Raw genomic sequence first — 24,927 nt, 5'->3', positions numbered from 1 at the left:
ACTTAATGGCGAAATTCATCATGGCGCAGTACAAGGATAATTTGCTGGGCGAGGCCAACAGCTTTCTCGAGGTGCTGGAACAGGTTTCCCGGCTGGCTCCGCTGGACAAACCGGTGCTGGTCATCGGCGAGCGCGGTACCGGGAAGGAGCTTATCGCCAACCGTCTGCATTACCTCTCCGCCCGCTGGCAGGGGCCGTTTATCTCGCTGAACTGCGCGGCGCTGAATGACAATCTGCTCGATTCGGAGCTGTTTGGCCACGAAGCCGGGGCCTTCACCGGCGCCAGCAAGCGCCATCCCGGACGCTTCGAGCGCGCCGACGGCGGGACGCTGTTTCTCGATGAGCTGGCGACGGCCCCGATGCTGGTGCAGGAGAAGCTGTTAAGAGTGATTGAATATGGCGAACTGGAGCGCGTGGGCGGCAGCCAGCCGCTGCAGGTCAACGTCCGGCTGGTGTGCGCCACCAACGCCGACCTGCCGCGGATGGTGGAGGAAGGCCATTTCCGCGCCGACCTGCTCGACCGTCTGGCGTTCGACGTGGTGCAGCTCCCGCCGCTGCGCGAACGGCAGAGCGACATCATGCTGCTCGCCAACCAGTTTGCCATTCAGATGTGCCGCGAGCTCGGTCTGCCGCTGTTTCCCGGCTTCAGCGAACGAGCCACCGCCACGCTGCTCGGCTACCGCTGGCCGGGGAATATTCGTGAACTGAAGAACGTCGTCGAGCGCTCGGTCTATCGCCACGGCGACAGCGAGCATGAGCTGGACGCCATTATCCTCAACCCTTTCCGTCAGACCGCCGTCTCCGTGCCGGAGGCCGCGTCCGGGGACGAACTGCCCGCTCTGCCGCTGGATCTTCGCGATTTTCAGCTACAGCAGGAAAAACGCCTGCTGCAGCGGAGTCTGCTGCAGGCGAAGTATCATCAGAAGCAGGCGGCGGAGCTGTTGGGGTTAACCTATCATCAGCTCCGCGCGCTGCTGAAAAAGCATCAGCTATGAGAGGCGCGCGGCAGCAGCAGCGAGCTCACCGCCATCGCCCCCAGGCATAAGGCGGCGTTGAACCACAGGGCATACTGGGCGGCATGGGCCATACCGAGCGGCAAAAACAGCGCAAAAAGTGACGCCGTCACGGCAATCCCCATCGCCCCGCCCAGCGAGCTGCCCATCTTGTAGATCCCCGAGGCGACGCCAATTTTGTTCTCCGGCGCGTTGGCCACCGCCGTATCCGTTGACGGCGTGGCGTAGCAGCCCAGCCCGAGGCCGAACAGCACATTGCTGCCGAACACCACGCCGATATAGAGCGCCTTATCGAGAAAGGTGCAGGATATCAGGCCGATGGCGATGGCGGTCAGCACCGGGCCGGCCATCATCGGCAGCCGGGCGCCGTAGCGCTGCAGCAGCTTCTCGCCGACCCGGATCATCGCCAGGACGGTGACCAGATAGCCGAGGGTCATCATTCCACTCTCCAGCGGCGTCAGGTGGTGCCCCTGCTGCAGCCAGATGCTGGCGATCATCATGGTGCCAATCGCCCCGTTGAGCAGAAAGTTAGACAGCACCGCCGCGCCGTACGCCCGGTTGCGAAACAGCGCAAAATCGATCAGCGCCGCCTCGCCTTTGCGCAGCCCGCTGCGAATAAACACCGCGCCAGCGATCAGCGCCCCCGCCAGCATGCTCAACGACAGCGGACTGCTCCAGCCCCAGCCGTGGCCTTTGCTGATAAACAGATTCACCAGCACCAGCCCGGCGATAAGGCTCAGCAGGCCGCCAACGTCCAGCTTCTGCTGGCTGGCGCTGGCGCTGCGGCTCTCAGGCGTGCCGCGCAGTAACGCCAGCGCCGCCAGGGCAACGGCGATGGAAAAGACAAAGATCCAGCGCCAGCCCAGGCCGGTGGCGATAGCTCCGCCGACGAAGGAGCACAGGCCGCTGCCGCCCCACGAGCCGATGACCCAGAAGCTGACCGCCCGCTGACGCGCGCGCCCCTGGTACCAGGTCTTAATCAGCGCCAGCGTCGCCGGCATAATGCACGCCGCCGACAGCCCCTGCAGCACCCGGCCGGCGAGGAACAGCCCCGGCCCCTGGGCCAGTACCAGCATGGCGCTGCCGACGATGCTCAGCCCCAGCCCGAGGGTGGTCATTCGCATGCGGCCAAACTTGTCCGCCAGGCCGCCGCTGGCCACCACGAAACAGCCGCTGAACAGCGCGCTGAGGCTGACGGCCAAGGTTAAGGTCTCAAGGGAAATATCAAGACTGCTTTTCATCGCCGGCACGACGTTAATCACCGACTGGGCAAACAGCCAGAAGGTTAAAACGCTCAGCACAATCCCCACCAGCAGACGATCGCTGCCGACATAGGGGGTGTCGCTTACGGTGACAGTGCTCATTGCATGGCCCTCCCGTTTCCGGTGATTAACGCAGATAGTGTTCCGTCAGGCCGCACCACAGCGCCGCGCCGCTAAGCAACAGCGCGTCGTTGAAGTCATAGCCCGGGTTATGCACCATGCAGCGATCCGGCTCGTCGCCAGCGCCGATAGTGAAATAACTGCCGTGGGGGTGCTGCTCCAGCATGAAGGCGAAATCTTCACTGCCCATAAACGGCTTCACCTCGCCCACCTGCTCTGCGCCAAACAGCGCTGTGGCCACCTCCCGCACCATGGCGTTAGCCGCCGGATCGTTACGTAATACCGGGCTGCCGTTAACGTGGGTCAGCGTAGCCGTGGCGTTAAAGCTCTCCGCCTGAGCCACGGCAATATCATGGATCCGCTGCAGCACGGTCTCGCGTACCTGCTCATTGAGGGTGCGCACCGTGAGCTTCATCAACACATGATCGTTAATGATATTGGGCGCATGTCCGGCCTGGATGCTGCCGACGGTCACGACCGCTGGCTCAAACGGGGTGATATTGCGCGAGACGATGGACTGCAGCGCGAGGGTAATATGGCAGGCCACCAGCGTGGCATCCACCGTATGCTCCGGTACCGCGCCGTGGCCGCCAACGCCCTTCACTTCAATATTCAGCGTATCGGAGGAGGCCATCATCGCCCCGTCGCGCAGACCGATTTTACCCAGCGGCTGACCCGGCATATTGTGCAGGCCGAAGATGGCGTCGCAGGGAAACTGGTCAAACAGACCGTCCTCGACCATCACCCGCCCGCCGTACAGCAACTCTTCCGCGGGCTGGAAAATCAGCTGCAGCGTCCCGTTAAACTGGCGGGTGCGCGCCAGATATTCAGCCGCGTAGAGCAGCGTGGTGGTGTGCCCGTCATGGCCGCAGCCGTGAAAGCGCCCGTCAACCTGGCTTGCCCACGGCTTCCCGCTCCGCTCCTGCATCGGCAGGGCATCCATATCCGCCCGCAGGCCGAGGCGTTTTTCCCCGTGGCCGACGCGCAGCGTACCCACCACCCCGGTGCCCGCCAGGCCGCGATGAACCTCGTACCCCCATTCGCCAAGCAGTCGGGCGACCTCGCTGCTGGTCTGATGCTCTTCAAAGCCGATCTCCGGCTGCTGGTGGAACCGGCGACGTAAGGCAATAAATTGCGCCTCGTTGACCTGCAAGGCTTCAAGCAACGGATGTGTCATTTTTGTTATTCCTGTGTTGTGTTTGCACGACACTTTCGAGTTTATGCGGGTGAAACAGCTTTCAGGCGCGCTTTTTTGTTTTATATTGACGAGAAATGAATGAGTGTTTTTCATACATATCGGTTATGACAAAAAACAACCGGTTGCTTTTTGTCTACAGAGGAGAACCATGTGGAGCAGCATTCAGGCGACTTTAGCGTCACTGTGCGCGATGTGCGTCAGCTAAGCCAGCCGGAGAGCGATCTGCTGACGCTGCTGTGGGTGCTGGAGGGGAGCGTAAATCTGGCGGAGGCGGAAGGTGCGCCGCAGCAGCTTGCCGTCGACGGGCTGGCGATCGTTAACCGCAACCGTCGCTGGAGCCTGCGCAGCGCCGGGGGCAACGCGGTGATGATCCTGACCCTCTCCGCCAGCTGGCTGGCCCGCCTCGACAACGCCTTTTTTGCCGTCGACTATCAGATATCGCCGCGCACCCGCGATGCCGATGACGGCCTGCGCCGCCTGATGCGCCAGCTGCTGGTGAGCGGCCTGGTCAATCATCCCGGCCATTACCGGCTGGAGGCCAACCGTTGGCTGAGTGAGATAGCGCTGCTGCTGGCCACGCGCTTCAGCCAGCCCATCGCCTTCACGCCCCGGCGCGATGCAGAAAAATGGAGCCGGAGGATAGCCAGCGTAGTGGCGCGGATCGACGCCAACTTTCAGCGCCGTCTCTCTTTACAGGAGGTGGCGGCCGCAGAGTTTGTCTCCGAGGCCTGGCTGTCACGCCTGTTTCACAAGGAGGTTGGCGTCAGTTTTGTTCAGTACCTCACCGCGCTGCGCCTGCGCCACGCCGCCGATCAGCTGTTAACCACCCGCAAACCCGTTCAGCAAATTGCCCGCGAGCAGGGGTTCGCCAGCACGCGAATGATGAGCGATCTGTTTAAGCGCCACCATGGGGTGACGCCGCGCCAGTATCGCGAGCGGTCCCCCCGGGAGCCTGGCCGACCGCGCCCGCCGCAGGGCGATCGCTGGCAGCCGGTGGCCGTGGACCGGCTCTACGCCCGCCTTAATGAGCCGGAACAACGCGACCGGGAGAGTCAGCCGCTGTTGATCAATCCGCCGCAAACCCGGGAGATTAATCTGCACCAGCGACCGGCGCGCGCCGCGGTGCTGCGCCATACCCGGATGGTGGTGACCGTGCGCGAGCTGGACGATCTGCTGCGGGAGGACGTGCGCCGCGAACTGGAGCAGTTGCACCGCGCCCTGCCGGTGTATGCCATTGATATCAACGATGCCTTTCTCAGCAGCCGCCTGTTCGGCACCGGCTGGGACGATCCGCAGATGGCTGGCTACGCCTGCTGGTACAACCTGCAGCAGATCTTCAGCTGGCTGGCGGCGATGGGCTGGCAGGTGATCCTGCATACCGGGGTCACCACCCGCAGCGATCTGCTGCAGCGCTTCCTGCAACTCGCCGCCAACCATTTTCCACCGACGACGCTCAGCAGCTGGCGCTTTGTCTGGCACTGGTCGCCGCAGGCCAGCGAAGCGGCCCGCCAGGCCGCCTGGCGGCAGCAGCGCGAGGTTCTTCACCGTCTGCTGCCGCAGCCGCAGCTGGGGATCTGGCACCGCTTTGCCGCCAGCGCGCCCGGGGACGATCCGCTGTTCCACTCGCCGCTGCTGGCGGAAGCCGATTTTCTCGCCTGCCAGGCGGATGCCAACGAACGGCTGGATCTGGCTCAGGCGGACAGCAGCAGTCTGGCCTCCAGCGAGCACTATCCGGCACATAAGCTGCGACAGATCCACAGCGCCCTGCGTCAACGGCAGCTTAACCTGCCGCTATGGCTGCTCTCGTGGAATACGCTGACCGGCGATACGCGGGACACCAACGGGCGCTTTTTTCGCGGCGCGCTGTTGATGGATAATCTGCTGGGGGTCGCGGACCAGGTCTGGCTGGCGGGCTTCTGGTTAAACTCCGGCCTCCAGGGCGAAGCCCGCGCCAACGGCAAGCTGGATACCTCCAGCCTGGCGCTGCACTATCTGCACGGGCTGCCGCGCCCGGTTTACTGGGTGCTGTGGCTCTGGCGACGGCTGCGCGGCGAGATCCTGTTTCACGACAAAAACCTGCTGCTGCTCCATCACCAGGGGCACTACCAGCTGCTGCTGCGCAATACGGTGGTCTATAACCCCTGGCTCTCCAGCGAAGCGGCTTTTATTCAACGCTTCAGCCAGCCGTACAATGTGCGGCTGCAGGGGCTCAAGGGCCGCTGGCGCATCAAACAGCACCTCTTCGATCAGCACCACGGCGCGCTGTTCCCGCTGGTGGACGCCTTTCGCAGCCGCAGCGGCCCCGACGCCGAAGATTATCAGTGGCTGATGCATCAGGCCCGTCCGGCGCTCAGCGTGGAGGAAGCCCGACTCGACGGCCACTGGCTGCGGGTCGACTCGCTGGAGAGCAACGCCCTGGCCCTGTACGAATTTACCCCTCAGTACTCCCCCGATGAGGATCCCGACGCCTGAAGCAGGCCGTGAATTTTGCGCTGGCTCTCCGTCGTCGCCGGGTTGAAAACCAGCAGCGACAGATCGGGGCGGCCCTCCACGGCAAAAGAGGTGAACTCCAGATCGAGCGGGCCCATCTGCGGGTGGTGAATGCGCTTATAGCCCTCGCCGTGGCCGGCGACGTCGTGGCTTTGCCAGAAACGGGCGAACTCGACACTCTGCTGGCTGAGCTCCGCGATCAGCTGGTCAGTTTCCGTCGTGGCGCCCATCCGCGTGACGTCGGCGCGAAAGGCATTAACGATAAGCTGCCCCACCGTCTGCCAGTCCTCCAGGGTGCAGCGGGCCTCAGGCCGGGTAAACAGGCGGCGCAGCACGTTGCGCTCCGCCAGCGGCAGCTGGCCGTAGTCGGTCAGCACCCTGGCCGCCGCCGCGTTCCAGGCGATCACGTCCCAGCTGGCGGTACGGATAATCGCCGGAATGGCGAAGGCGTCGAGCACCCGCTGCAGCCGCGGCGTCATATCATCTGTGATCGTCAAACGGGTCTGCGGCGGATGGCCGAAGGCGAGTATAAACAGATGTTCGCGCTCCGGGGTGGTCAGCCGAAGACCGCGGGCGATCCGCTCCAGCACCTCGCGGGAAGGCGCCCCGCCGCGCCCCTGTTCAAGCCAGGTATACCAGGTCGGGCTGATGCTGGCGAGCTGGGCGACCTCTTCACGGCGCAGGCCCGGCGTGCGCCGGCGTCCCGCCGGGAAGCCAAACGTTACCGGGTCGAGACGCTGGCGCCTGGCGCGGAGAAAATCACCTAAAGCATGATTGTCAGAAGTGTTCATCATCTGCCTGTAAGTCTGCCTGTTAGAATTTATACCCCGATAATGTCTCTACTTTTATAGTATGACATCGCGGGTAGGATACGCCTGATAACCCGTCCAGGAGGTTCATAATGCGTATATTTCTTACCGGCGCGAGCGGATTTATCGGCTCGCGTATTCTTCCGGCGCTGCAGGCGTCGGGCCATCAGGTTATCGGCCTCGCGCGAAGCGACGCCACGGCGCAGGCCCTGGAAGCGGCAGGGGTCGAGGTGCGCCGCGGCACGCTGGACGCCCCCGATTCGCTGCTGGCGGGCGTCGAGAGCGCCGACGCGGTGATCCATACCGCTTTCGACCACGACTTCAGCCGCTTTGCCGCCAACTGCGAGAAAGACCGCCAGGCGATCCTCACCATGGGTCAGGCGCTGCGGGGCAGCGCGCGGCCGCTGGTCATCACCTCCGGCACGCTGATGGGCGACGACGGGAGCGGCGCCCCGGCCCGCGAGTCGTGCTTTAACGCCGCGCACCCCAGCCCGCGGACCGCCTCAGAACTTGCCGGCCAGCAGCTGCTGGAGGCGGGAGTGGACGTCCGGGTCGTTCGCCTGCCGCAGGTGCATGACACCGTGCGCCAGGGGCTGCTCACCAGCTATATCGAACGCGCGGTCGCCAGCGGCGCGGTGGCCTTGCGCGGCGAGGGGAACCACCGCTGGTCCGCCGCCCATGTCGATGACGTCGCGCGCCTGTACGTCAGCGCCCTGCTGCAGGGCGCTGCGGGCGAGCGCTACCATGCGGTGGCTGAAGAGGGGATCGCATTACGGGAGATTGCCGCAGTCATCGCCCGGGGCTTAAATCTGCCGCTGACCCAGCTGGATGAGGAGCAGGCTGACGCCTGGTTCGGCTGGTTTGCCCCCTTTACCGCCCTTGACCTGCGCGCCAGCTCGGCATGGACTCGCGAGCGATTGCAGTGGCAGCCGGTCGGCCCCGGGCTGCTGGAGGATTTACGGAATATGGATTATCAAAAAGTGACGTTGTCACGATAAGCAAAAACGTTCCCCCCTGTATGACATCCGACGGGTAGGGTTACCCGCCCGTCGGACCCTCTGCTTTCTCCCCGCTATACTGAATTTATCCCCGGCGTTAGCGTCGCTTCCACCGTCCGGTCAACCGCGGCCAAACAGAGCTGACTGGCGATATCGGCGATAAAAAGTTACCATGTTTCATTATACAGACTCGGTTCCGCGACTATTTTAATCAATTGACTGAATACTATACGCACCCGGTAACCGCATTATCCTTCAGGCTTGTTGAAGGCGGTGGTGAATGTCTATGAATCTTAATAAGATAGAGTTCAACTCTATAATCAAACAGAAAATATGCGCCTGAAATTGTCATCTCTCCTGGCAGCGGTTTCCCTGCTGTGTGGGCAGGCTTTTGCCGCCCCTGCGCTCCCCGACCGCGCCGATATTCGCGACAGCGGTTTCGTCTATTGCGTCAGCGGCCAGGTTAATACCTTTAATCCGCAGAAAGTGAGCAGCGGACTGATCGTCGATACGCTGGCCGCGCAGATCTACGATCGCCTGCTTGACGTCGACCCTTATACCTATCGGCTGGTCCCCGAGCTGGCGGAGAGCTGGGAAGTCCTCGATAACGGCGCCACCTACCGCTTTCACCTGCGCCGCCACGTCCCGTTTCAACGCACGGCATGGTTCTCCCCGACGCGGGATTTCAACGCCGATGACGTGATTTTCACCTTTGGCCGCATTTTTAACCGCGATCACCCCTGGCACAACGTCAACGGCAGCAGCTTCCCCTACTTCGACAGCCTGCAGTTTGCTGACAGCGTGGAGAGCGTCCGCAAGCTCGATAATCAGACCGTGGAGTTTCGCCTCAAGCGGCCGGATGCATCATTCCTCTGGCATCTGGCCACCCACTATGCGTCGATTACCTCCGCCGAATATGCCGCCCGCTTAACGCAGGACGATCGTCAGGAACAGCTCGATCGCCAGCCGGTGGGCACCGGCCCGTTCCAGCTGTCTGAGTACCGCTCCGGGCAGTATGTTCGCCTGCAGCGCCACCCCGGCTACTGGCGCGGCAAGCCGTTGATGCCGCAGGTGGTGGTTGACCTCGGCTCCGGTGGAACCGGCCGCCTGTCGAAACTGCTGACCGGCGAATGCGACGTGCTGGCCTGGCCGGCCGCCAGCCAGTTGACGATCCTGCGTGACGACCCGCGCCTGCGCCTGACGCTGCGTCCGGGGATGAACATTGCCTGGCTGGCCTTCAACACCGCCAAGCCGCCGCTGGACAACCCGGAGGTGCGCCACGCGCTGGCGCTGGCCATTAACAACCAGCGCCTGATGCAGTCTATCTACTATGGCACCGCGGAGACGGCGGCGTCGATGCTGCCGCGCGCCTCGTGGGCCTACGATAACGACGCTAAGATTACCGAATATAATCCCCAGGAGGCCCGTACCCGCCTGAAGGCCCTGGGGCTGGAAAATCTGACCCTCAAGCTGTGGGTTCCCACCAGCTCGCAGGCGTGGAACCCCAGCCCGTTGAAAACAGCAGAGCTGATCCAGGCGGATATGGCGCAGATTGGCGTCAAGGTGATCATCATGCCGGTGGAGGGGCGCTTCCAGGAGGCGCGGCTGATGGACATGAACCATGACCTGACGCTCTCCGGCTGGGCGACGGACAGTAACGATCCGGACAGCTTCTTCCGGCCGCTGCTGAGCTGCGCGGCGATCGCCTCGCAAACCAACTTTGCCCACTGGTGTAACCGGGAATTTGATGACGTGCTGCAAAAAGCGCTGCTCTCGCAGCAGCTCTCCTCGCGGATGGACGCTTACAAAGAGGCCCAGCGCATCCTCGCTCGTGAACTGCCGGTCCTGCCGCTGGCCTCGTCGCTGCGGTTGCAGGCCTATCGCTATGATATGAAAGGCCTGGTGCTTAGCCCCTTCGGTAACGCTTCGTTCGCTGGCGTATCGCGGGAGAAAACCGAAGAGGTGAAAAAACCATGATTATTTTTACCCTGCGCCGTCTGCTGCTGTTGCTGGTCACCCTCTTTTTTCTGACCTTTGTCGGCTTCAGCCTGAGCTACTTCACTCCCCATGCCCCGCTGCAGGGCGCGACACTGTGGAATGCATGGCTGTTCTGGTTTGAAGGGGTGCTGCACTGGGATTTTGGCGTCTCCAGCATTAACGGCCAGCTGATTTCCGAGCAGCTGCGCGAGGTGTTCCCGGCGACCATGGAGCTGTGCATCCTCGCCTTCGGCTTTGCCCTGCTGATTGGCATTCCGGTGGGGATGATCGCCGGCGTGATGCGCAACAAATGGCCCGATACCCTGATCAGCGCCGTCGCGCTGGTCGGTTTCTCGATCCCGGTCTTCTGGCTGGCGCTGCTCCTGACCCTCTTCTTCTCCCTGACCCTCGGCTGGCTTCCGGTCTCCGGCCGCTTCGACCTGCTGTATGAGGTGAAAAACGTCACCGGTTTCGCGCTGATTGACGCCTGGCTTTCGGACTCGCCGTGGCGCCATGAGATGATCGTCAGCGCCGCCCGGCATATGGTGCTGCCGGTGCTGACCCTGGCGGTAGCCCCCACTACCGAAGTGATCCGCCTGATGCGCATTAGCACCAGCGAGGTGTATGACACCAACTACGTCAAGGCGGCCGCCACCCGCGGCGTCTCGCGACGCAAAATTTTACTGCGCCACGTGCTGCACAACGCCCTGCCGCCGGTGATCCCGCGCCTCGGCCTGCAGTTTTCCACCATGCTCACCCTGGCGATGATCACGGAGATGGTGTTCAGCTGGCCAGGGCTGGGCCGGTGGCTTATCAACGCCATTCGTCAGCAGGACTACGCGGCGATCTCCGCCGGAGTGATGGTGATTGGCGCGCTGGTGATTATTGTCAACGTGATTTCCGATATTCTCGGTGCCATGGCTAACCCACTGAAACATAAGGAATGGTATGCCCTACGATAGCGTTTATCTGGAAAAGCGTCCACCCGGCGCGCTGCGCACCGTATGGCGTAAATTCTATGGCGACACCACGGCGATGATCGGCCTGTACGGCTGCGCGGGGCTGCTGCTGCTTTGCGTCTTCGGCGGCTGGTTCGCCCCTTACGGCATCGACCAGCAGTTCCTCGGCTACCAGCTGCTGCCGCCATCGTGGTCGCGTTATGGGGAAGTCTCTTTCTTCCTCGGAACCGATGACCTGGGGCGCGATGTGCTCAGCCGACTGCTGAGCGGCGCGGCGCCGACCGTCGGCGGCGCTTTTGTCGTCACCCTCGGCGCCACGCTGTTTGGCCTGGTGCTGGGCGTCATTGCCGGATCGACCCACGGCCTGCGCTCGGCGGTGATGAACCATATCCTTGATACCCTGCTCTCCATCCCCTCGCTGCTGCTGGCGATCATCGTCGTCGCCTTTGCCGGGCCGCACCTCAGCCATGCGATGTTTGCCGTCTGGCTGGCGTTGCTGCCGCGGATGGTGCGCTCCGTCTACAGCATGGTCCACGATGAGCTGGAGAAAGAGTACATCATCGCCGCCCGCCTCGACGGCGCGTCGACGCTGAATATTCTGCTGTTCGCCATCCTGCCCAATATCGCCTCCGGCCTGGTGACCGAGATCACCCGCGCCCTGTCGATGGCTATTCTGGATATCGCCGCGCTGGGCTTTCTTGACCTCGGCGCTCAGCTGCCTTCGCCGGAATGGGGAGCGATGCTGGGCGATGCGCTGGAGCTTATCTATGTTGCGCCGTGGACCGTGATGCTGCCCGGGGCCGCGATTATGCTCAGCGTACTGCTGGTCAACCTGCTGGGCGACGGTATTCGCCGGGCGATCATTGCCGGGGTAGAATAATGCCGTTACTCGATATTCGTCACTTAACCATCGAATTCAAAACCAACGAAGGCTGGGTAAAAGCCGTCGACCGCGTCAGCCTGACCCTGACCGAAGGCGAAATCCGTGGCCTGGTAGGGGAATCCGGCTCCGGGAAGAGCCTGATCGCCAAAGCTATCTGCGGCGTGACAAAAGACAACTGGCGGGTCACGGCCGACCGCATGCGTTTCGACGACATCGATCTGCTGCGGCTGTCGAACCGCGAGCGCCGGAAACTGATCGGCCACAACGTGTCGATGATATTCCAGGAGCCCCAGTCGTGCCTCGACCCCTCTGAGCGCATCGGCCAGCAGCTGATCCAGAGTATCCCTGGCTGGACCTACAAGGGCCGCTGGTGGCAGCGGCTGGGCTGGCGTAAACGTCGGGCCATCGAGCTATTGCACCGCGTCGGGATTAAAGATCACAAAGACGCCATGCGCAGCTTCCCCTATCAGCTGACCGAAGGCGAATGCCAGAAGGTGATGATTGCCATCGCCCTGGCCAACCAACCGCGCCTGCTGATCGCCGATGAACCGACTAACGCCATGGAGCCCACGACGCAGGCGCAGATTATCCGCCTGCTGACGCGGCTCAACCAGAACAACAACACCACCATTTTGCTGATCAGCCACGATCTGCAGATGCTCAGCAAATGGGCGGATAAAATCAACGTCATGTACTGCGGGCAGACGGTGGAGAGCGGGCCCAGCGAAGAGCTGATCACCCTGCCGCATCACCCCTACACCCAGGCGTTAATCCGCGCGATCCCGGATTTTGGCAGCGCCATGCCGCATAAAAGCCGTCTCAACACCCTGCCGGGGGCGATACCGCTGCTGGAGCAGCTGCCCATCGGCTGTCGGCTGGGGCCGCGCTGCCCGTACGCCCAGCGCGAGTGTATTGAAACCCCGCGTCTTACCGGGGCGCGCAATCACCTGTACGCCTGTCATTTCCCGCTGAACATGGAGAAAGAGTGAAATGGTCGAAACATTGCTGGAAGTGCGCCAACTCAGTAAGACCTTTCGCTATCGCACCGGCTGGTTTCACCGCCAGACGGTGGAGGCGGTTAAGCCGCTGAGTTTTACCCTGCGCGAACGGCAGACGCTGGCGATTATCGGCGAGAATGGCTCCGGAAAATCCACCCTCGCGAAGATGCTGGCGGGCATGGTGGAGCCCACCAGCGGCGAGGTGCTGATCGATGACCATCCGCTGACCTTCGGGGATTACTCCTACCGCAGCCAGAAGATTCGTATGATCTTTCAGGATCCGTCGACGTCGCTAAACCCGCGCCAGCGCATCTCGCAGATCCTCGATTTTCCGCTGCGGCTGAATACCGACCTTGACGCCGAAGCGCGGCAGAAACAGATCATCGACACCCTGCGCATGGTCGGCCTGCTGCCGGACCACGTCAGCTACTATCCCCATATGCTGGCCCCGGGTCAGAAGCAGCGTCTTGGCCTCGCCCGGGCGCTGATCCTGCGCCCGAAGGTCATCGTCTGCGATGAGGCGCTGGCCTCGCTGGATATGTCGATGCGTTCCCAGCTCATCAACCTGATGCTGGAGCTGCAGGAGAAACAGGGCATCTCTTACATCTATGTCACCCAGCACCTGGGAATGATGAAGCACATCAGCGATCAGGTGCTGGTGATGCATAACGGGGAAGTGGTTGAGCGCGGCAGCACCGCCGATGTGCTGGCCTCACCGTTGCACGACCTGACCCGACGCCTGATCGCCGGCCACTTCGGTGAGGCTCTCACCGCCGACGCCTGGCGCAAAGACGGCAAATAGCGCCGTCTCATTCACCTCGCCCGCAGACCTCACGCCGGCGCGTGGCCAGCGGTTCGCTTAAGGATGGCCACCGCGCTGGCGATGTCCGGCGCCAGCCAGCGATCGTCCTCCCAGCCAGGCACGCTTTCGCGCAGCAGGTCTCGCGCCCGGCGCGTGCCCGCCGCCAGCTTCTGCGGCTCGTGAAAATCGAGCCCCTGGGCGGCGAGTAAATATTCGATGCCCAGGATCTGATAGAGGTTGCCCAGCAGGCGCTGCAGTTTCAGCGCTGCGCCGGTGCCCAGGCTTAAATGATCCTCCTGCAGACCCGAGGTAACAAAATTATCCAGCACCGCCGGCTGCGCCAGCTGCTTGTTTTCCGCGCACAACGACGCGGCGACGTACTGGGCAATCATCATGCCTGAATTCACGCCCGGTCGGGCAACCAGGAACGCCGGCAACCCGCTCACCAGAGGATTCACCAGCCGGTCAAGGCGTCGTTCAGCGATGGCGCCCAGCTCAGCCATGGCAATGGCCAGCAAATCGCAGGCCATCGCCACCGATTCGCCGTGCGGATGCGCCTGGGAGACCACCCGCCACTGCTCAACGGTTCCCAGGATCAGCGGATTATCAGTACAGGCGTTGAGTTCGATATTTATCTGCGTCTGCGCGTGGCTAAACTGATCGCGGCAGGCGCCATGCACCTGAGGCATCGAGCGAAGGCTTAGCGCATCCTGGGTGCGAAGTCCTTCACTTTCGGCCAGCAGACGGCTGTCCGCCAGCAGCTCACGCAGCCGCTGGCCGCTGGTCTGGATCCCGGGGCTGGCTTTCAGCGCCAGGATCTCGGCATCGAATGCCACAAGCTGGCCGCGCAGCGCTTCAAAGCTCATCGCGCCGGTTACATCGGCCCAGTTCATTAAGCGCTCGGCGTCGTCTAACGCCAGACAGGCCAGACCGGTCATGCACGGCGTACCGTTGACCAGACTCAGCCCCTCTTTCGCTCCCGGCGCGATGGGCTGCAGATCTAGCTGCGACAGGACCTCTGCCGCTGACCACGTTCGCCCCTGCCAGAGCACATCGCCAACCCCCATCAGGGCCAGGCCAATGTGCGCCATATGCGTTAAATAGCCAACTGACCCCTGGGAGGGCACCTGAGGGGTGACGCCATGCTGCAAAAACGCCAACAGCTGCTGCACTATCCCGGCGGAGATCCCGGATTTACCGTGGCTGAAATTGGCCACCGCGGCGCACATAATTGCCCGGGTTGGGGCGACCTCCAGCAACGGTCCCACCCCGCAGGCGTGGCTGAGCAACGTATTGCGCGACAGCTGGTGTAGCTGCGCTTCCGGCAGCGTAATATTGCACAGCGCCCCCAGCCCGGTGTTGATCCCATAGGCTACCTGGCCGGCTTTAACGATATGCTGGACAATCGCCCGCCCTTGCGCGATACGCGACCAGGCGCTGTCGCTGAGGCTCAAGGTCGCCTCGCCCCGCGCAACGCAAGCCACCTCCTGCCAGCGTATCGGCGCATCGCCCCACTGGATCATTTTCATACGACCTGTCCTGGCTGTTGGTGGCTGGAGATAAATTGCTTGAAGCGCGCGGACCCCTGGCTGCCAAACAGCGCCTCTGGCGCACCGTCGCAGTCAATCGTCCCCTGGTGCATAAAGACCACCCGGTTGGAAACATGGCGGGCGAATCCCAGCTCGTGGGTGACCACCAGCATCGTCCGTCCCTCCTCCGCCAGGCTGCGCATCACCTTTAGCACCTCGCCGACCAGTTCGGGATCCAGCGCTGAGGTAGGTTCATCAAAGAGCATGACGTCCGGCTCCATGGCCAGCGCGCGGGCTATCGCCACGCGCTGCTGCTGGCCGCCGGAGAGCTGCGCAGGATAGAAATCCTTTCGGTTCAACATCCCCACTCGCTCCAGCAACTGCTCAGCCTGTTCAATGCAGGTCCGTTTGTCCCGTTTGAGCACATAATGCGGCCCCTCAATGACATTCTGCAGAACCGTCATATGCGACCAGAGGTTAAAACTTTGGAAGACCATCCCCAGCCGCGAGCGCAGGCGCTCTATCTGCCGGGGGTTCGCCGCCAGCCGATGCCCGCGGGCATGATGCTTCATTTCAATCGTCTCGCCGCCGACGCTGACCACTCCGGCATCGGGCGTTTCCAGCAGGTTAATGCAGCGCAGCAGCGTACTTTTACCGGAGCCGCTGGCGCCGAGGATCGAAATGACATCGCCCTGCTGCGCCTGAATGGTGATCCCCTTCAGGACATCCAGGGAGCCAAAGGACTTATGAATATCGCTGACCGATAAGGTCACCGGACGTGAATCGAGCATCTTACTCTCCTTTGGTTATCGGCTTGAGCGACACGGTCGCCGGATTTTGCCGGGTATGCGGGGTTAAACGCCGTTCAAGCAGGGCGTACAGCTGCACAATGATGAAATTGAGCAGCAGGTAGATGGCCGCCGCACAGAGGAATACCTCCATCGTCCGGTAGGTACGCTGAATAATCTGTTGGGCCACCCCCGTGACGTCCCAGACGGTCACCAGGCTTGCCAGCGCCGTCGACTTGACCAATAAAATGGCCTCCGTGGAGTAGGCTGGCAGCGCATAGCGCAGCATCACCGGGGCAATGATCCGCCGCAGCAGCAGCCAGCGCGACATACCGCAAGCCTGGCCGGCTTCAATCTGGCCCGGCGGTATCGCCAGCAACCCGCCGCGCAGAATTTCCGCGGTATAGGCCGCCGTACAGAGCGCCAGCGCCAGAACGGCGCAGATAAAGGGTTCGCGCAGCAGCGGCCACAGGAAACTGTGGCGGATCACCCCAAACTGACCCAGCCCGTAATAAATGAGAAACAACTGGATCAGCAATGGCGAACCGCGAAAGATCAGGATATAGCCTTTGGCGAAACCGCTAGCCAGCGGCCAGTGGCTCATTCGCAGCGCCAGAACGCCGAGGGCCAGTACGCCGCCGAGGATAAAAGAGCAGATAAAGAGCCCCAGCGTCACCGGCAGCGCCGCGCCGAGCTTCAACAACGTCTCACCGAGAAAGGCAAAATCGATAATCATATGGGCTCCTTACGCCTGCGCGGCGCTGCGACGCAGCCAGGCGCGGTTCAGACGGCTCTCTGCCCGGGTAAACGCGCGGTTAGAGAGCAGCGTCAGGATCAAATAGCAGCCGCCGCCGATGAGATAGAACAGGAAATAATCGCGGGTAGAGCCAGCGGCAATCTGGCTGGCGCGCATCAGTTCAACCATCCCGGTCACCGATACCAGCGCCGAATCTTTGAGGCTCATTTGCCAGACGTTGGACAAACCCGGCAGCGAATAACGGACAATCTGCGGCAACAGGATGCGCTGCAGGATCCGCCAGCGCGGCATGCCAATGGCGGAAGCCGCCTCCACTTCACCAGGCATCAGCGCCAGACGAGCAGCACGGTAGACTTCCGCCTGATACGAGGAAGAGATCAAGCCAATCGCCAGGGCGCCAATCAGAAATGGCGGAACCTCAATAAAGCCGTCTGCGCCAAACAGGCGCCCCAGCCATGAAATCATCCCTGAGCCGCCAAAATAAAACAGATAGATCACCAGTAATTCAGGGATACCGCGGAATACCACCGACCAGGCGGCGCCGAACCAGCGCGCTGGCGCGTGGCGGGACAGCTTCGCGGCGGCGATAACGCCGCCCACCCCCGCACCGACGGCCAGCGCCGCGAGCGACAGCAGCAACGTAGTCAGCGTTGCGCTGAGGATCAGCGTCCCCCACCCGTTTTCACCCAAACTCAGAAGATTTAACATGGTTGCCTCGCTCAGGGAGTCACGTCGCTTTTAAACCATTTCTCACTCAGTTTTTTTACCGTCCCATCGGCCAGCGCCGCCTGAATGGCGCTATCCAGTTTCGCTTTGAGATCGGTATCGGTGAGGCGCACGCCCATCGCCTCACCGCCTCCCCAGATCGGCCCGCTCATCAGCGGACCGCTCAATGCCAGATTGTTATTCTCCGGTCGCGACAGGGTGGTGTTGGCAAAGGTAATATCATCAAACACCGCATCGATGCGCTCAGCCTGCAGGTCGAGGATCGCATCCGCTGAGTTGTTATATTCCCGGACGTCAGCGATATCCTTGAAATACTTGTCAATAAACGGGGTGTACACGGTGCCGGACGCGATGCCGATGGTTTTCCCTTTCAACGCCGCGCGCAGAGGCGCAATCGCCGCCTGAATCTCTTTCTCATCATCATGAAGCTTAACCGTCGGAGACGGAGGGAGCAGTGACCCTTTTACCGCAATGAAAGAGGCCGGCGTGGCAGCGTAGGCCTGGGTAAACGCCACGACCTTCGATCGCTCCGGGGTGACGACGATAGCGTCCATGATCACGTCATATTTTCCGGCGTTAAGTCCGGCAATCATGCCATCCCAGTTCTGCACCACCAGTTTGCATTCGATCTGCATCCGCTGGCATAAATTCGCCATAAGCTCGGGCTCGAAACCGCTGAGTTTCCCGCCGGGAAGCGTCAGATTCCAGGGTTCATAGCCGCCTTCCGTAGCGATGGTGATCGATTTCCACTCTTTAGCGTATGTTGAGCCACCAGACAGCAGTAGCCCCGAAAACAGGGTGACCAGGCAGGCCTGGCGGAAAGTAATACGCTGTTGCATTTTCATTCTCCCGATCGCGTTTTGTCATGATGGCTCTGGTCAAGGCGATAAGATAATTCGCAGATGACTGCTCATGTATATACAAGCATTGACAAACCCGCACACGCGCTCAATGATGGATTTGTGAGCCCTGTTGTAAATAATTTGTAAGAACATTGAGACAAACGTGTAACAAATACTATCCACTTCAGACTTCCGCCGAGCAAACTATGATCACCTATTTTGATTACGCTACCTTGCCCGTCACGCCATGGAAGAACGGCGCCGGCGCCACCCGGGAAATTATCGCCGTTCCTTCCGTAGATGCACCTTTTCTCTGGCGCGCGAGCATTGCCACCCTGCACGCCGATGGCCCATTCTCCCCTTTTCCCGGCGTCGACCGGACGATCGTCCTGCTGGCGGGGCAACCGCTACGGCTGCGCGGGGAGGAAATCGACCATCCGCTGGCGCGCTGGCAGCCGTGGGCGTTCCCCGGCGAATGGGCGCTGTCCAGCGTCGGGATCGTTGAGCCTGGACTGGACTTCAATGTCATGACCCAGCGCGGGCGAGCCCTCGCGCAGGTTGAGGTGGTGAGCGACCGGCAGCGACCGGCCACTGACGGGGTTGCCTATGTGCTGCAGGGTGAATGGGATCTGGCCGGACGGCGCTGCGCCGTCGGCAGCGGGCTCTGCTGGCACGGCGATGCTCCGGGGGAGTTGCGGCCTCTCAGCGCCGATGGGCGTCTGCTGCTGGCGGCGATTGCGCTCAAATAGTCAGCAGAGAAAAATGGTATACTTGAGCCATCGCGATCGGCTTTTGCCCCGCGCGGCGCGGGCCGGCTGAAAAATATCGTGACACAAGGGGTCGTCAGTGGGATATAATTCCCGGCTAAATTTGAGTTATTTTGAAATAACAATGTTAACGTTATGATTGTTAAAGTAAAAATAAGCAATAACGATAAGGATTAAAGCTATGGGTTTTCTTTCCGGTAAGCGCATTTTGATCACTGGCGTCGCCAGCAAACTGTCCATCGCCTACGGTATTGCGCAGGCAATGCACCGCGAAGGCGCGGAACTGGCATTCACCTATCAGAATGAAAAACTGAAAGGTCGCGTTGAAGAGTTTGCTGCCGCGCTGGGTTCTGACATTGTGCTGCCGTGCGACGTTGCTGAAGATGAGAGCATCACCGCGCTGTTCACCGAGCTGGAAAAAGTCTGGCCAAAATTCGATGGTTTCGTCCACTCTATCGGTTATGCCCCGGCTGACCAGTTAGACGGCGACTACGTCAACGCGGTCACCCGCGAAGGTTTCAAAATTGCGCACGACATCAGCGCCTACAGCTTCGTGGCGATGGCTAAAGCCTGCCGCACGATGCTGAACCCGGATTCTGCTCTGCTGACGCTCTCCTACCTGGGCGCCGAGCGCGCGATCCCGAACTACAACGTGATGGGTCTGGCGAAAGCCTCTCTGGAAGCGAACGTGCGCTATATGGCGAACGCGATGGGTCCGGAAGGCGTTCGCGTCAACGCTATCTCCGCCGGTCCGATCCGTACCCTGGCCGCGTCCGGTATCAAAGATTTCCGTAAAATGCTGGCGCACTGCGAAGCGGTCACCCCGATCCGTCGCACCGTCACCATTGAAGACGTGGGTAACAGCGCAGCCTTCCTGTGCTCCAACCTGTCTGCGGGTATCTCCGGTGAAGTCGTTCACGTTGATGGCGGGTTCAGTATCGCCGCTATGAACGAGCTGGAACTGAAATAAGTTCCTTCCCCCTCCTCGCCCCGGTGAGGAGGGTTTTCCCTTCCCAGGCCTTGCGCTCCCCCTGTTATTCCAATCGGCTATTTGTTAGCACGTATCAATATTTTCTCCTGCTTCCGGGTTACGCCAGGATAGTTCTGCATAAACGATCCGCGGAACGGCGGTTCGCCACATACCGAACAAGGAAAGCCCATGGAGCCACGCCGCGTGAATGGCAAAAACCACTGGTATCACGAAACCCAGTCAACAATCTGCCCGGTGGATGTCCTGCCGCTCGTCCCTGAAGCCGCCCATGTTGAAGACCGCTTTTTGCTGGACCTGACGCTGCCGGACGCCTGGCTACACGCCCATACAGGCTGGCTACGCCCCGCGCGCCAGCTCGCCGAGCGGCTGTTTCCCGACCAGGTGCCGGTATGCCGCCTGCAAACCTTTACCGCCTACGATCGCCTGAGCACTGCGCTGACCGTCGCCCAGGTCTACGGCGTCCAGCGGCTGTGTAACCACTATGCCGCCCGCCTGGCGCCCCTGCCGGGGCCCGACTCTTCGCGCGAGAGCAACCGTCGTCTGGCGCAGATCACCCAATACGCTCGTCAGCTCGCCGGTTCACCCTCCGTCATTAACGCCCTTTCCCGCAGCCAGCTGGACGAAGTGGGCCTGACCAGCCGGGATATTATCCTCATCAACCAGATTATCGGTTTTGTCGGCTTCCAGGCGCGGGCGATTGCCGTGCTGCAGGCGGCGCAGGGCTTCCCGGTGCGCTGGATCCCCGGAATGCCGCAGCAAGAGGAGGCGCCCGCCGGCCTGTTTGCCATCCCACCGGGAGAGTGGCAAACCGACATTGAAGATCCCGATCTGCAGTATGCCGATGACGAGCGCCAGCGGCGCATCGCCAGCTGGCAGTCGCTGCCCGGCCTGGGCCCGCTGGCTCCGCTGCTGGCCTGCGACCCGCAGTTGATGGCGCCGCTGGAGACGCTGTTACGCCAGCTCAGCGGCAACGATACCTTTGGCCCGCAGGTCGCCTTACTCACCGCGCGCACCAATGGCAGCGCCACCTGTTTTGACGCCTGGCTCCCCCACTGGCATGGTGAAGAAGCGTTCGCCAGCCATTTACGGGAGGGCGATCAGGCTCTCCATCACTGGCTTGGGCAGCATCCTCAGTCGCGCGCGCTCGTTACCGCGGTACAGTTGTTAACCCGCTCCCCGGACCGGTTTAGCGCCGCCCAGTTAACACCCCTCGGCGAATATGGACTCTCAGCGGAACAAGCGATCGATCTGTTAACCTGGAGCGGGCTGTGCGGCTGGATGAATCGTCTGAAAATCGCCCTCGGCAATGTGCGTCAGCAGACGTAAATTGCTGAAACAGCGCTTGCTGCGACAGGCATAATCGCGTAAAAATGTCAGCCGCTCTTTTAGCCACGAAAATACCTAATTATGTTTCAGGATAACCCGCTGCTAGCGCAGCTTAAACAGCAACTGCATTCCCAGACGCCGCGCGCGGAAGGGGTCGTTAAGGGCACGGAAAAGGGCTTTGGCTTCCTCGAAGTGGACGCTCAGAAGAGCTACTTCATTCCGCCGCCGCAGATGAAAAAAGTGATGCATGGCGACCGTATCGTTGCGGTGATCCATTCTGAAAAAGAACGCGAAAGCGCCGAGCCGGAATCGCTGGTTGAGCCTTTCCTGACCCGTTTCGTCGGTAAAGTCCAGAAGAAAGACGATCGCCTCGCTATCGTTCCTGACCATCCGCTGCTGAAAGACGCCATTCCCTGCCGCGCCGCCCGTGGCGTTGAGCATGATTTCAAACAGGGTGACTGGGCCGTCGCTGAAATGCGCCGTCATCCGTTAAAAGGCGACCGCGGATTTTACGCGGAGCTGACCCAGTTCATCACCTTCAGCGACGACCACTTCGTCCCGTGGTGGGTGACGCTGGCGCGCCATAATCTGGAAAAAGAGGCACCGGACGGCGTCGCCACCGAGATGCTTGACGAAGGGCTGACACGCCGCGATTTGACCGCCCTCGACTTCGTCACCATTGACAGCGCCAGCACCGAAGATATGGACGATGCGCTGTATGTCGAATCTGGCGCCGACGGCAAATTGTTGCTGACGGTGGCGATCGCTGACCCGACCGCATGGATTGCCGAAGGCAGCAAGCTGGATAACGCCGCAAAAGTTCGCGCCTTTACCAACTATCTGCCGGGCTTCAACATCCCGATGCTGCCGCGCGAACTGTCAGACGACCTGTGTTCCCTGCGTGCCGATGAAGTGCGCCCGGTGCTGGCCTGCCGGATGACCCTGGCGGCCGATGGCACCATTGAAGACAACATCGAGTTCTTTGCCGCCACCATCGAATCGAAAGCCAAGCTGGCCTATGACGACGTCTCTGACTGGCTGGAAGGCCGCGGCAGCTGGCAGCCGGGCAGCGAGGCAATCGCGCAGCAAATTACGCTGCTGAAGGACGTGTGTCAGCGTCGCAGCGAATGGCGTCAGACCCACGCGCTGGTGTTTAAAGACCGCCCGGATTACCGTTTCGTCCTCGGCGAAAAAGGCGAAGTGCTGGACATCGTCGCTGAACCGCGTCGTATTGCCAACCGTATTGTCGAAGAGTCGATGATCGCCGCCAACATCTGTGCCGCCCGCGTTCTGCGCGACAAGCTCGGCTTCGGCGTTTATAACGTCCACACCGGCTTCGACCCGGCGAATACCGAACAGCTGGCTGCCCTGCTGAAGACCCACGACGTACACGTTGATCCGACGGAAGTGCTCACCCTGGAAGGTTTCTGCAAGCTGCGTCGCGAACTGGACGCCCAGCCGACCGGTTTCCTCGACAGCCGCATACGTCGTTTCCAGTCGTTTGCTGAAATCAGCACCGAGCCGGGCCCGCACTTTGGTCTCGGTCTTGAGGCCTACGCCACCTGGACCTCGCCGATCCGTAAGTATGGCGACATGATCAACCACCGTCTGCTTAAGGCCATCATCAAAGGCGAAACCATTGCGCGCCCGCAGGATGAAGCCACCGTGCAGATGGCGGAGCGCCGTCGTCTCAACCGCATGGCCGAACGCGATGTCGCCGACTGGCTGTATGCCCGTTTCCTCAACGATAAAGCCGGCACCGACACCCGCTTTGCGGCGGAGATCATCGACATCAGCCGCGGCGGGATGCGCGTGCGTCTGGTGGACAATGGCGCGGTCGCCTTTATTCCGGCCCCGTTCCTTCACGCCGTGCGCGACGAACTGGTCTGCAGCCAGGAAAACGGCACCGTGCAGATCAAGGGAGAAGTGGTCTACAAAGTGACCGATGTTATCGATGTCACTATCGCTGAAGTCCGCATGGAAACTCGTAGCATCATTGCTCGTCCGGCTGCCTGACGTCTCATCACAGCGGTTCCTCCGGGAACCGCTCCTTCTTTCCTCCCTGTCCCGCCATTTCCGTCGCACCGATTAAGGTTGTGCGTTTTTTTCGCTTCTCTTTTTCACCCATTTTTAGCATCATTGATTTCATTCGTTTTTGTTACCAGGATAATGCCATGTCAGATGTGAATGCCCACCTGCTCGCCCAACGTATCGATACCGTGCTGGATATTCTGGTTGCCGGTGATTACCACTCTGCGATCCATAATCTGGAGATCCTCAAAGCGGAGCTGCTGGCGCTGGCGGCAGACGACGCCGAGCAAAACAAACCACCCAAAGCGCCCTGGGAAATCTGATTATCGCCCACATGCCGCAACCGGCGATGCTGACCGGTTGCTCGCCGTATAGCCCCCTAACAGTGATGTTGCTATGAACGCCCGACAACAAAGTATTTTGCAAGTGGTCATCGATAAAGGCCGCATGAGCGTCGCCGATCTGGCGAAGATGACCGGAGTCTCAGAGGTCACCATCCGTCAGGATCTGAACCTGCTGGAGAAGCAGAGCTATCTGCGCCGTACCCATGGCTACGCCGTCCCACTGGACAGTGAAGATGTCGAAACCCGCATGATGACCCATTTCGCCATTAAGCGTGAACTGGCCAGCCGCGCCGCGGCGCTGGTGAATGCCGGCGAAACGGTATTTATCGAAAACGGTAGCAGCAACGCCCTGCTGGCGCGCACCCTGGCCGAACGCGGCGATATCACCATCATCACCGTCAGCAGCTATATCGCCCATCTGCTGAAAGAGACGCCGGGAGAGGTGATCCTGCTGGGCGGGATTTACCAGAAACGCAGTGAAAGTATGGTTGGCCCACTGACCCGCCAGTTCATCCAGCAGGTGCATTTCAGTAAAGCCTTTATCGGGATCGATGGCTGGCAGGCGGAAACCGGCTTTACCGGTCGCGATATGATGCGTGCGGACGTGGTTAACGCCGTTCTGGAGAAGCACTGCGAAGCGATTATCCTCAGCGATAGCTCAAAATTCAGCGCGGTGCATCCCTATCCGCTTGGGCCAGCCGGCCGCTTTAATCGTGTTATCACCGACGATCGTCTGCCGAACGACTGCCGTGAGCAGTTGCTGCGCAGCGGCCTGACTGTGGATATTGTACCCTACGTCTGATGTGTCTCCGCCCCGTCCCAGCCAGGCGTCGGACGGGCGCGTTAACGCTCTGAGAGTATTCCGAGCCGGTAATTAAGACTTTTTACCTGACGATAAATTTTAAAAAAAGTAAAATTATTATTAGCGATATAACAGGAAGTGACTATCACCTGCGTGATTTTCGTGATACCTGCGCACCCTAACTTCATGGAATTGCCCTAAAGCTGCTTTATCAGGCTATGCTTACAGGAGCGCTGTAATCCATGAATAGATTATTCAGGAGAAAAAAATGATGACTTCAACGAGCAAAAAAATGGCTGCTGTTGTTCTGGCTGTCACTGTAGCAATGTCTCTGAGCGCTTGCTCTAACATGTCTAAACGCGATCGTAACACTGCTATCGGCGCAGGTGCCGGCGCCATCGGCGGTGCGGTGTTAACTGACGGTAGCGCACTCGGTACCCTGGGTGGCGCAGCAGTCGGTGGTATTATTGGTCACCAGGTCGGCAAATAATATATTTATCTGACGAAATAAAAGA

Annotated in this window: 24 protein-coding genes; 15 read left to right on the top strand and 9 right to left on the bottom strand. The window is 60.9% G+C overall.

Annotated features, from left to right (window positions below):
* The first annotated feature begins 5 nt into the window (after positions 1-5).
* Positions 6-995, top strand: coding sequence for a phage shock protein operon transcriptional activator (pspF, locus tag ABLU95_RS17735; protein WP_192870666.1), 990 nt, complete (start codon positions 6-8; stop codon positions 993-995).
* On the opposite strand, the gene ABLU95_RS17730 is transcribed toward pspF, so the two are convergent.
* A complete protein-coding gene (locus ABLU95_RS17730) occupies positions 986-2,377 on the bottom strand; it encodes an MFS transporter (protein ID WP_348880093.1) in 1,392 nt (463 codons plus the stop codon). The two genes, pspF and ABLU95_RS17730, sit on opposite strands and share 10 nt — an antisense overlap.
* A 25-nt stretch (positions 2,378-2,402) precedes the next feature.
* Complete coding sequence (locus ABLU95_RS17725) at positions 2,403-3,572, bottom strand: M20 aminoacylase family protein (protein ID WP_348880091.1); 1,170 nt, start codon at positions 3,570-3,572, stop codon at positions 2,403-2,405.
* Positions 3,573-3,743: 171 nt separating this feature from the next.
* On the opposite strand from ABLU95_RS17725, the gene ABLU95_RS17720 reads away from it, so the two are divergent.
* A complete protein-coding gene (locus tag ABLU95_RS17720) occupies positions 3,744-6,065 on the top strand; it encodes a helix-turn-helix domain-containing protein (protein ID WP_348880090.1) in 2,322 nt (773 codons plus the stop codon).
* Here the strand turns inward: ABLU95_RS17720 and ABLU95_RS17715 are convergent.
* Positions 6,032-6,874, bottom strand: coding sequence for a helix-turn-helix transcriptional regulator (locus tag ABLU95_RS17715; protein ID WP_060591009.1), 843 nt, complete (start codon positions 6,872-6,874; stop codon positions 6,032-6,034). The genes ABLU95_RS17720 and ABLU95_RS17715 overlap by 34 nt on opposite strands.
* 107 nt (positions 6,875-6,981) lie before the next feature.
* Between ABLU95_RS17715 and ABLU95_RS17710 the strand changes: the two genes are divergently transcribed.
* The 6 genes from ABLU95_RS17710 (at position 6,982) to sapF (ending at position 13,509) form a co-directional block, all read left to right on the top strand.
* Positions 6,982-7,890: an SDR family oxidoreductase gene (locus ABLU95_RS17710; protein ID WP_162923962.1), complete on the top strand. Its 909-nt coding sequence runs from the start codon at positions 6,982-6,984 to the stop codon at positions 7,888-7,890.
* A 333-nt stretch (positions 7,891-8,223) separates the two neighbouring features.
* Positions 8,224-9,867: an ABC transporter substrate-binding protein SapA gene (gene sapA, locus ABLU95_RS17705; protein WP_023289350.1), complete on the top strand. Its 1,644-nt coding sequence runs from the start codon at positions 8,224-8,226 to the stop codon at positions 9,865-9,867.
* On the top strand, positions 9,864-10,829 hold the full coding sequence (gene sapB, locus ABLU95_RS17700; protein WP_017900865.1) for a putrescine export ABC transporter permease SapB: 966 nt from the start codon (positions 9,864-9,866) through the stop codon (positions 10,827-10,829). The genes sapA and sapB overlap by 4 nt, the downstream gene beginning before the upstream one ends.
* The gene (gene sapC / locus ABLU95_RS17695; RefSeq protein ID WP_004151901.1) at positions 10,816-11,706 is read left to right on the top strand and encodes a putrescine export ABC transporter permease SapC; all 891 of its coding nucleotides are present in this window, start codon (positions 10,816-10,818) and stop codon (positions 11,704-11,706) included. The genes sapB and sapC overlap by 14 nt, the downstream gene beginning before the upstream one ends.
* The gene (gene sapD / locus ABLU95_RS17690) at positions 11,706-12,698 is read left to right on the top strand and encodes a putrescine export ABC transporter ATP-binding protein SapD (protein ID WP_023289349.1); all 993 of its coding nucleotides are present in this window, start codon (positions 11,706-11,708) and stop codon (positions 12,696-12,698) included. Before sapC ends, sapD begins: the two co-directional genes overlap by 1 nt.
* 1 nt (position 12,699) lies before the next feature.
* Positions 12,700-13,509 carry a putrescine export ABC transporter ATP-binding protein SapF gene (gene sapF, locus ABLU95_RS17685; RefSeq protein ID WP_004203898.1) on the top strand — a complete coding sequence of 270 codons (810 nt, stop codon included), beginning with the start codon at positions 12,700-12,702 and terminating at the stop codon, positions 13,507-13,509.
* 29 nt (positions 13,510-13,538) lie between these two features.
* On the opposite strand, the gene hutH is transcribed toward sapF, so the two are convergent.
* Genes hutH through ABLU95_RS17660 form a run of 5 tightly spaced genes read right to left on the bottom strand, consistent with a single transcriptional unit; the run spans position 13,539 to position 18,148 of the window.
* Positions 13,539-15,038 carry a histidine ammonia-lyase gene (gene hutH, locus ABLU95_RS17680; RefSeq protein WP_121936154.1) on the bottom strand — a complete coding sequence of 500 codons (1,500 nt, stop codon included), beginning with the start codon at positions 15,036-15,038 and terminating at the stop codon, positions 13,539-13,541.
* Entirely contained in the window at positions 15,035-15,829 is a 795-nt protein-coding gene (locus ABLU95_RS17675; RefSeq protein ID WP_017900863.1) for an ATP-binding cassette domain-containing protein, read from the bottom strand. Before ABLU95_RS17675 ends, hutH begins: the two co-directional genes overlap by 4 nt.
* A gap of 1 nt (position 15,830) precedes the next feature.
* Positions 15,831-16,562, bottom strand: coding sequence for an ABC transporter permease subunit (locus tag ABLU95_RS17670; RefSeq protein ID WP_348880087.1), 732 nt, complete (start codon positions 16,560-16,562; stop codon positions 15,831-15,833).
* A 9-nt stretch (positions 16,563-16,571) separates the two neighbouring features.
* Positions 16,572-17,291, bottom strand: a complete 720-nt coding sequence (locus tag ABLU95_RS17665; RefSeq protein ID WP_023289346.1) for an ABC transporter permease subunit — start codon at positions 17,289-17,291, stop codon at positions 16,572-16,574.
* 11 nt (positions 17,292-17,302) lie between these two features.
* A complete protein-coding gene (locus ABLU95_RS17660) occupies positions 17,303-18,148 on the bottom strand; it encodes a transporter substrate-binding domain-containing protein (protein ID WP_074386099.1) in 846 nt (281 codons plus the stop codon).
* 209 nt (positions 18,149-18,357) lie between these two features.
* Here ABLU95_RS17660 and ABLU95_RS17655 point away from each other — a divergent pair, with 209 nt between their 5' ends.
* The 4 genes from ABLU95_RS17655 (at position 18,358) to ABLU95_RS17640 (ending at position 23,251) form a co-directional block, all read left to right on the top strand.
* The gene (locus tag ABLU95_RS17655; RefSeq protein ID WP_348880086.1) at positions 18,358-18,900 is read left to right on the top strand and encodes a HutD family protein; all 543 of its coding nucleotides are present in this window, start codon (positions 18,358-18,360) and stop codon (positions 18,898-18,900) included.
* 199 nt (positions 18,901-19,099) lie between these two features.
* Positions 19,100-19,888, top strand: coding sequence for an enoyl-ACP reductase FabI (fabI, locus tag ABLU95_RS17650; protein ID WP_023289343.1), 789 nt, complete (start codon positions 19,100-19,102; stop codon positions 19,886-19,888).
* Positions 19,889-20,077: 189 nt separating this feature from the next.
* Complete coding sequence (locus ABLU95_RS17645) at positions 20,078-21,235, top strand: CMD domain-containing protein (RefSeq protein WP_348880084.1); 1,158 nt, start codon at positions 20,078-20,080, stop codon at positions 21,233-21,235.
* Positions 21,236-21,316: 81 nt separating this feature from the next.
* Positions 21,317-23,251: an exoribonuclease II gene (locus tag ABLU95_RS17640; RefSeq protein ID WP_023289341.1), complete on the top strand. Its 1,935-nt coding sequence runs from the start codon at positions 21,317-21,319 to the stop codon at positions 23,249-23,251.
* Positions 23,252-23,258: 7 nt separating this feature from the next.
* Here the strand turns inward: ABLU95_RS17640 and ABLU95_RS17635 are convergent, their stop codons facing one another.
* Positions 23,259-23,384 carry a hypothetical protein gene (locus ABLU95_RS17635; RefSeq protein ID WP_254915175.1) on the bottom strand — a complete coding sequence of 42 codons (126 nt, stop codon included), beginning with the start codon at positions 23,382-23,384 and terminating at the stop codon, positions 23,259-23,261.
* A gap of 25 nt (positions 23,385-23,409) precedes the next feature.
* Between ABLU95_RS17635 and ABLU95_RS17630 the strand changes: the two genes are divergently transcribed.
* From ABLU95_RS17630 to osmB, 3 genes are all read left to right on the top strand, one after another.
* Entirely contained in the window at positions 23,410-23,589 is a 180-nt protein-coding gene (locus ABLU95_RS17630) for a hypothetical protein (protein ID WP_004203883.1), read from the top strand.
* Positions 23,590-23,662: 73 nt separating this feature from the next.
* Entirely contained in the window at positions 23,663-24,412 is a 750-nt protein-coding gene (locus ABLU95_RS17625) for a DNA-binding transcriptional regulator YciT (protein ID WP_023289340.1), read from the top strand.
* 271 nt (positions 24,413-24,683) lie between these two features.
* Entirely contained in the window at positions 24,684-24,902 is a 219-nt protein-coding gene (gene osmB / locus ABLU95_RS17620) for an osmotically-inducible lipoprotein OsmB (protein WP_002901783.1), read from the top strand.
* The last annotated feature ends 25 nt before the right edge of the window (positions 24,903-24,927 follow it).

Origin of the sequence: Klebsiella sp. GG_Kp146, from assembly GCF_040061975.1 — a bacterium.
Taxonomy (GTDB): domain Bacteria; phylum Pseudomonadota; class Gammaproteobacteria; order Enterobacterales; family Enterobacteriaceae; genus Klebsiella; species Klebsiella quasipneumoniae.
Note: the sequence above shows the minus strand (reverse complement) of the source record. Positions and strands in the feature narration are given on the sequence as shown.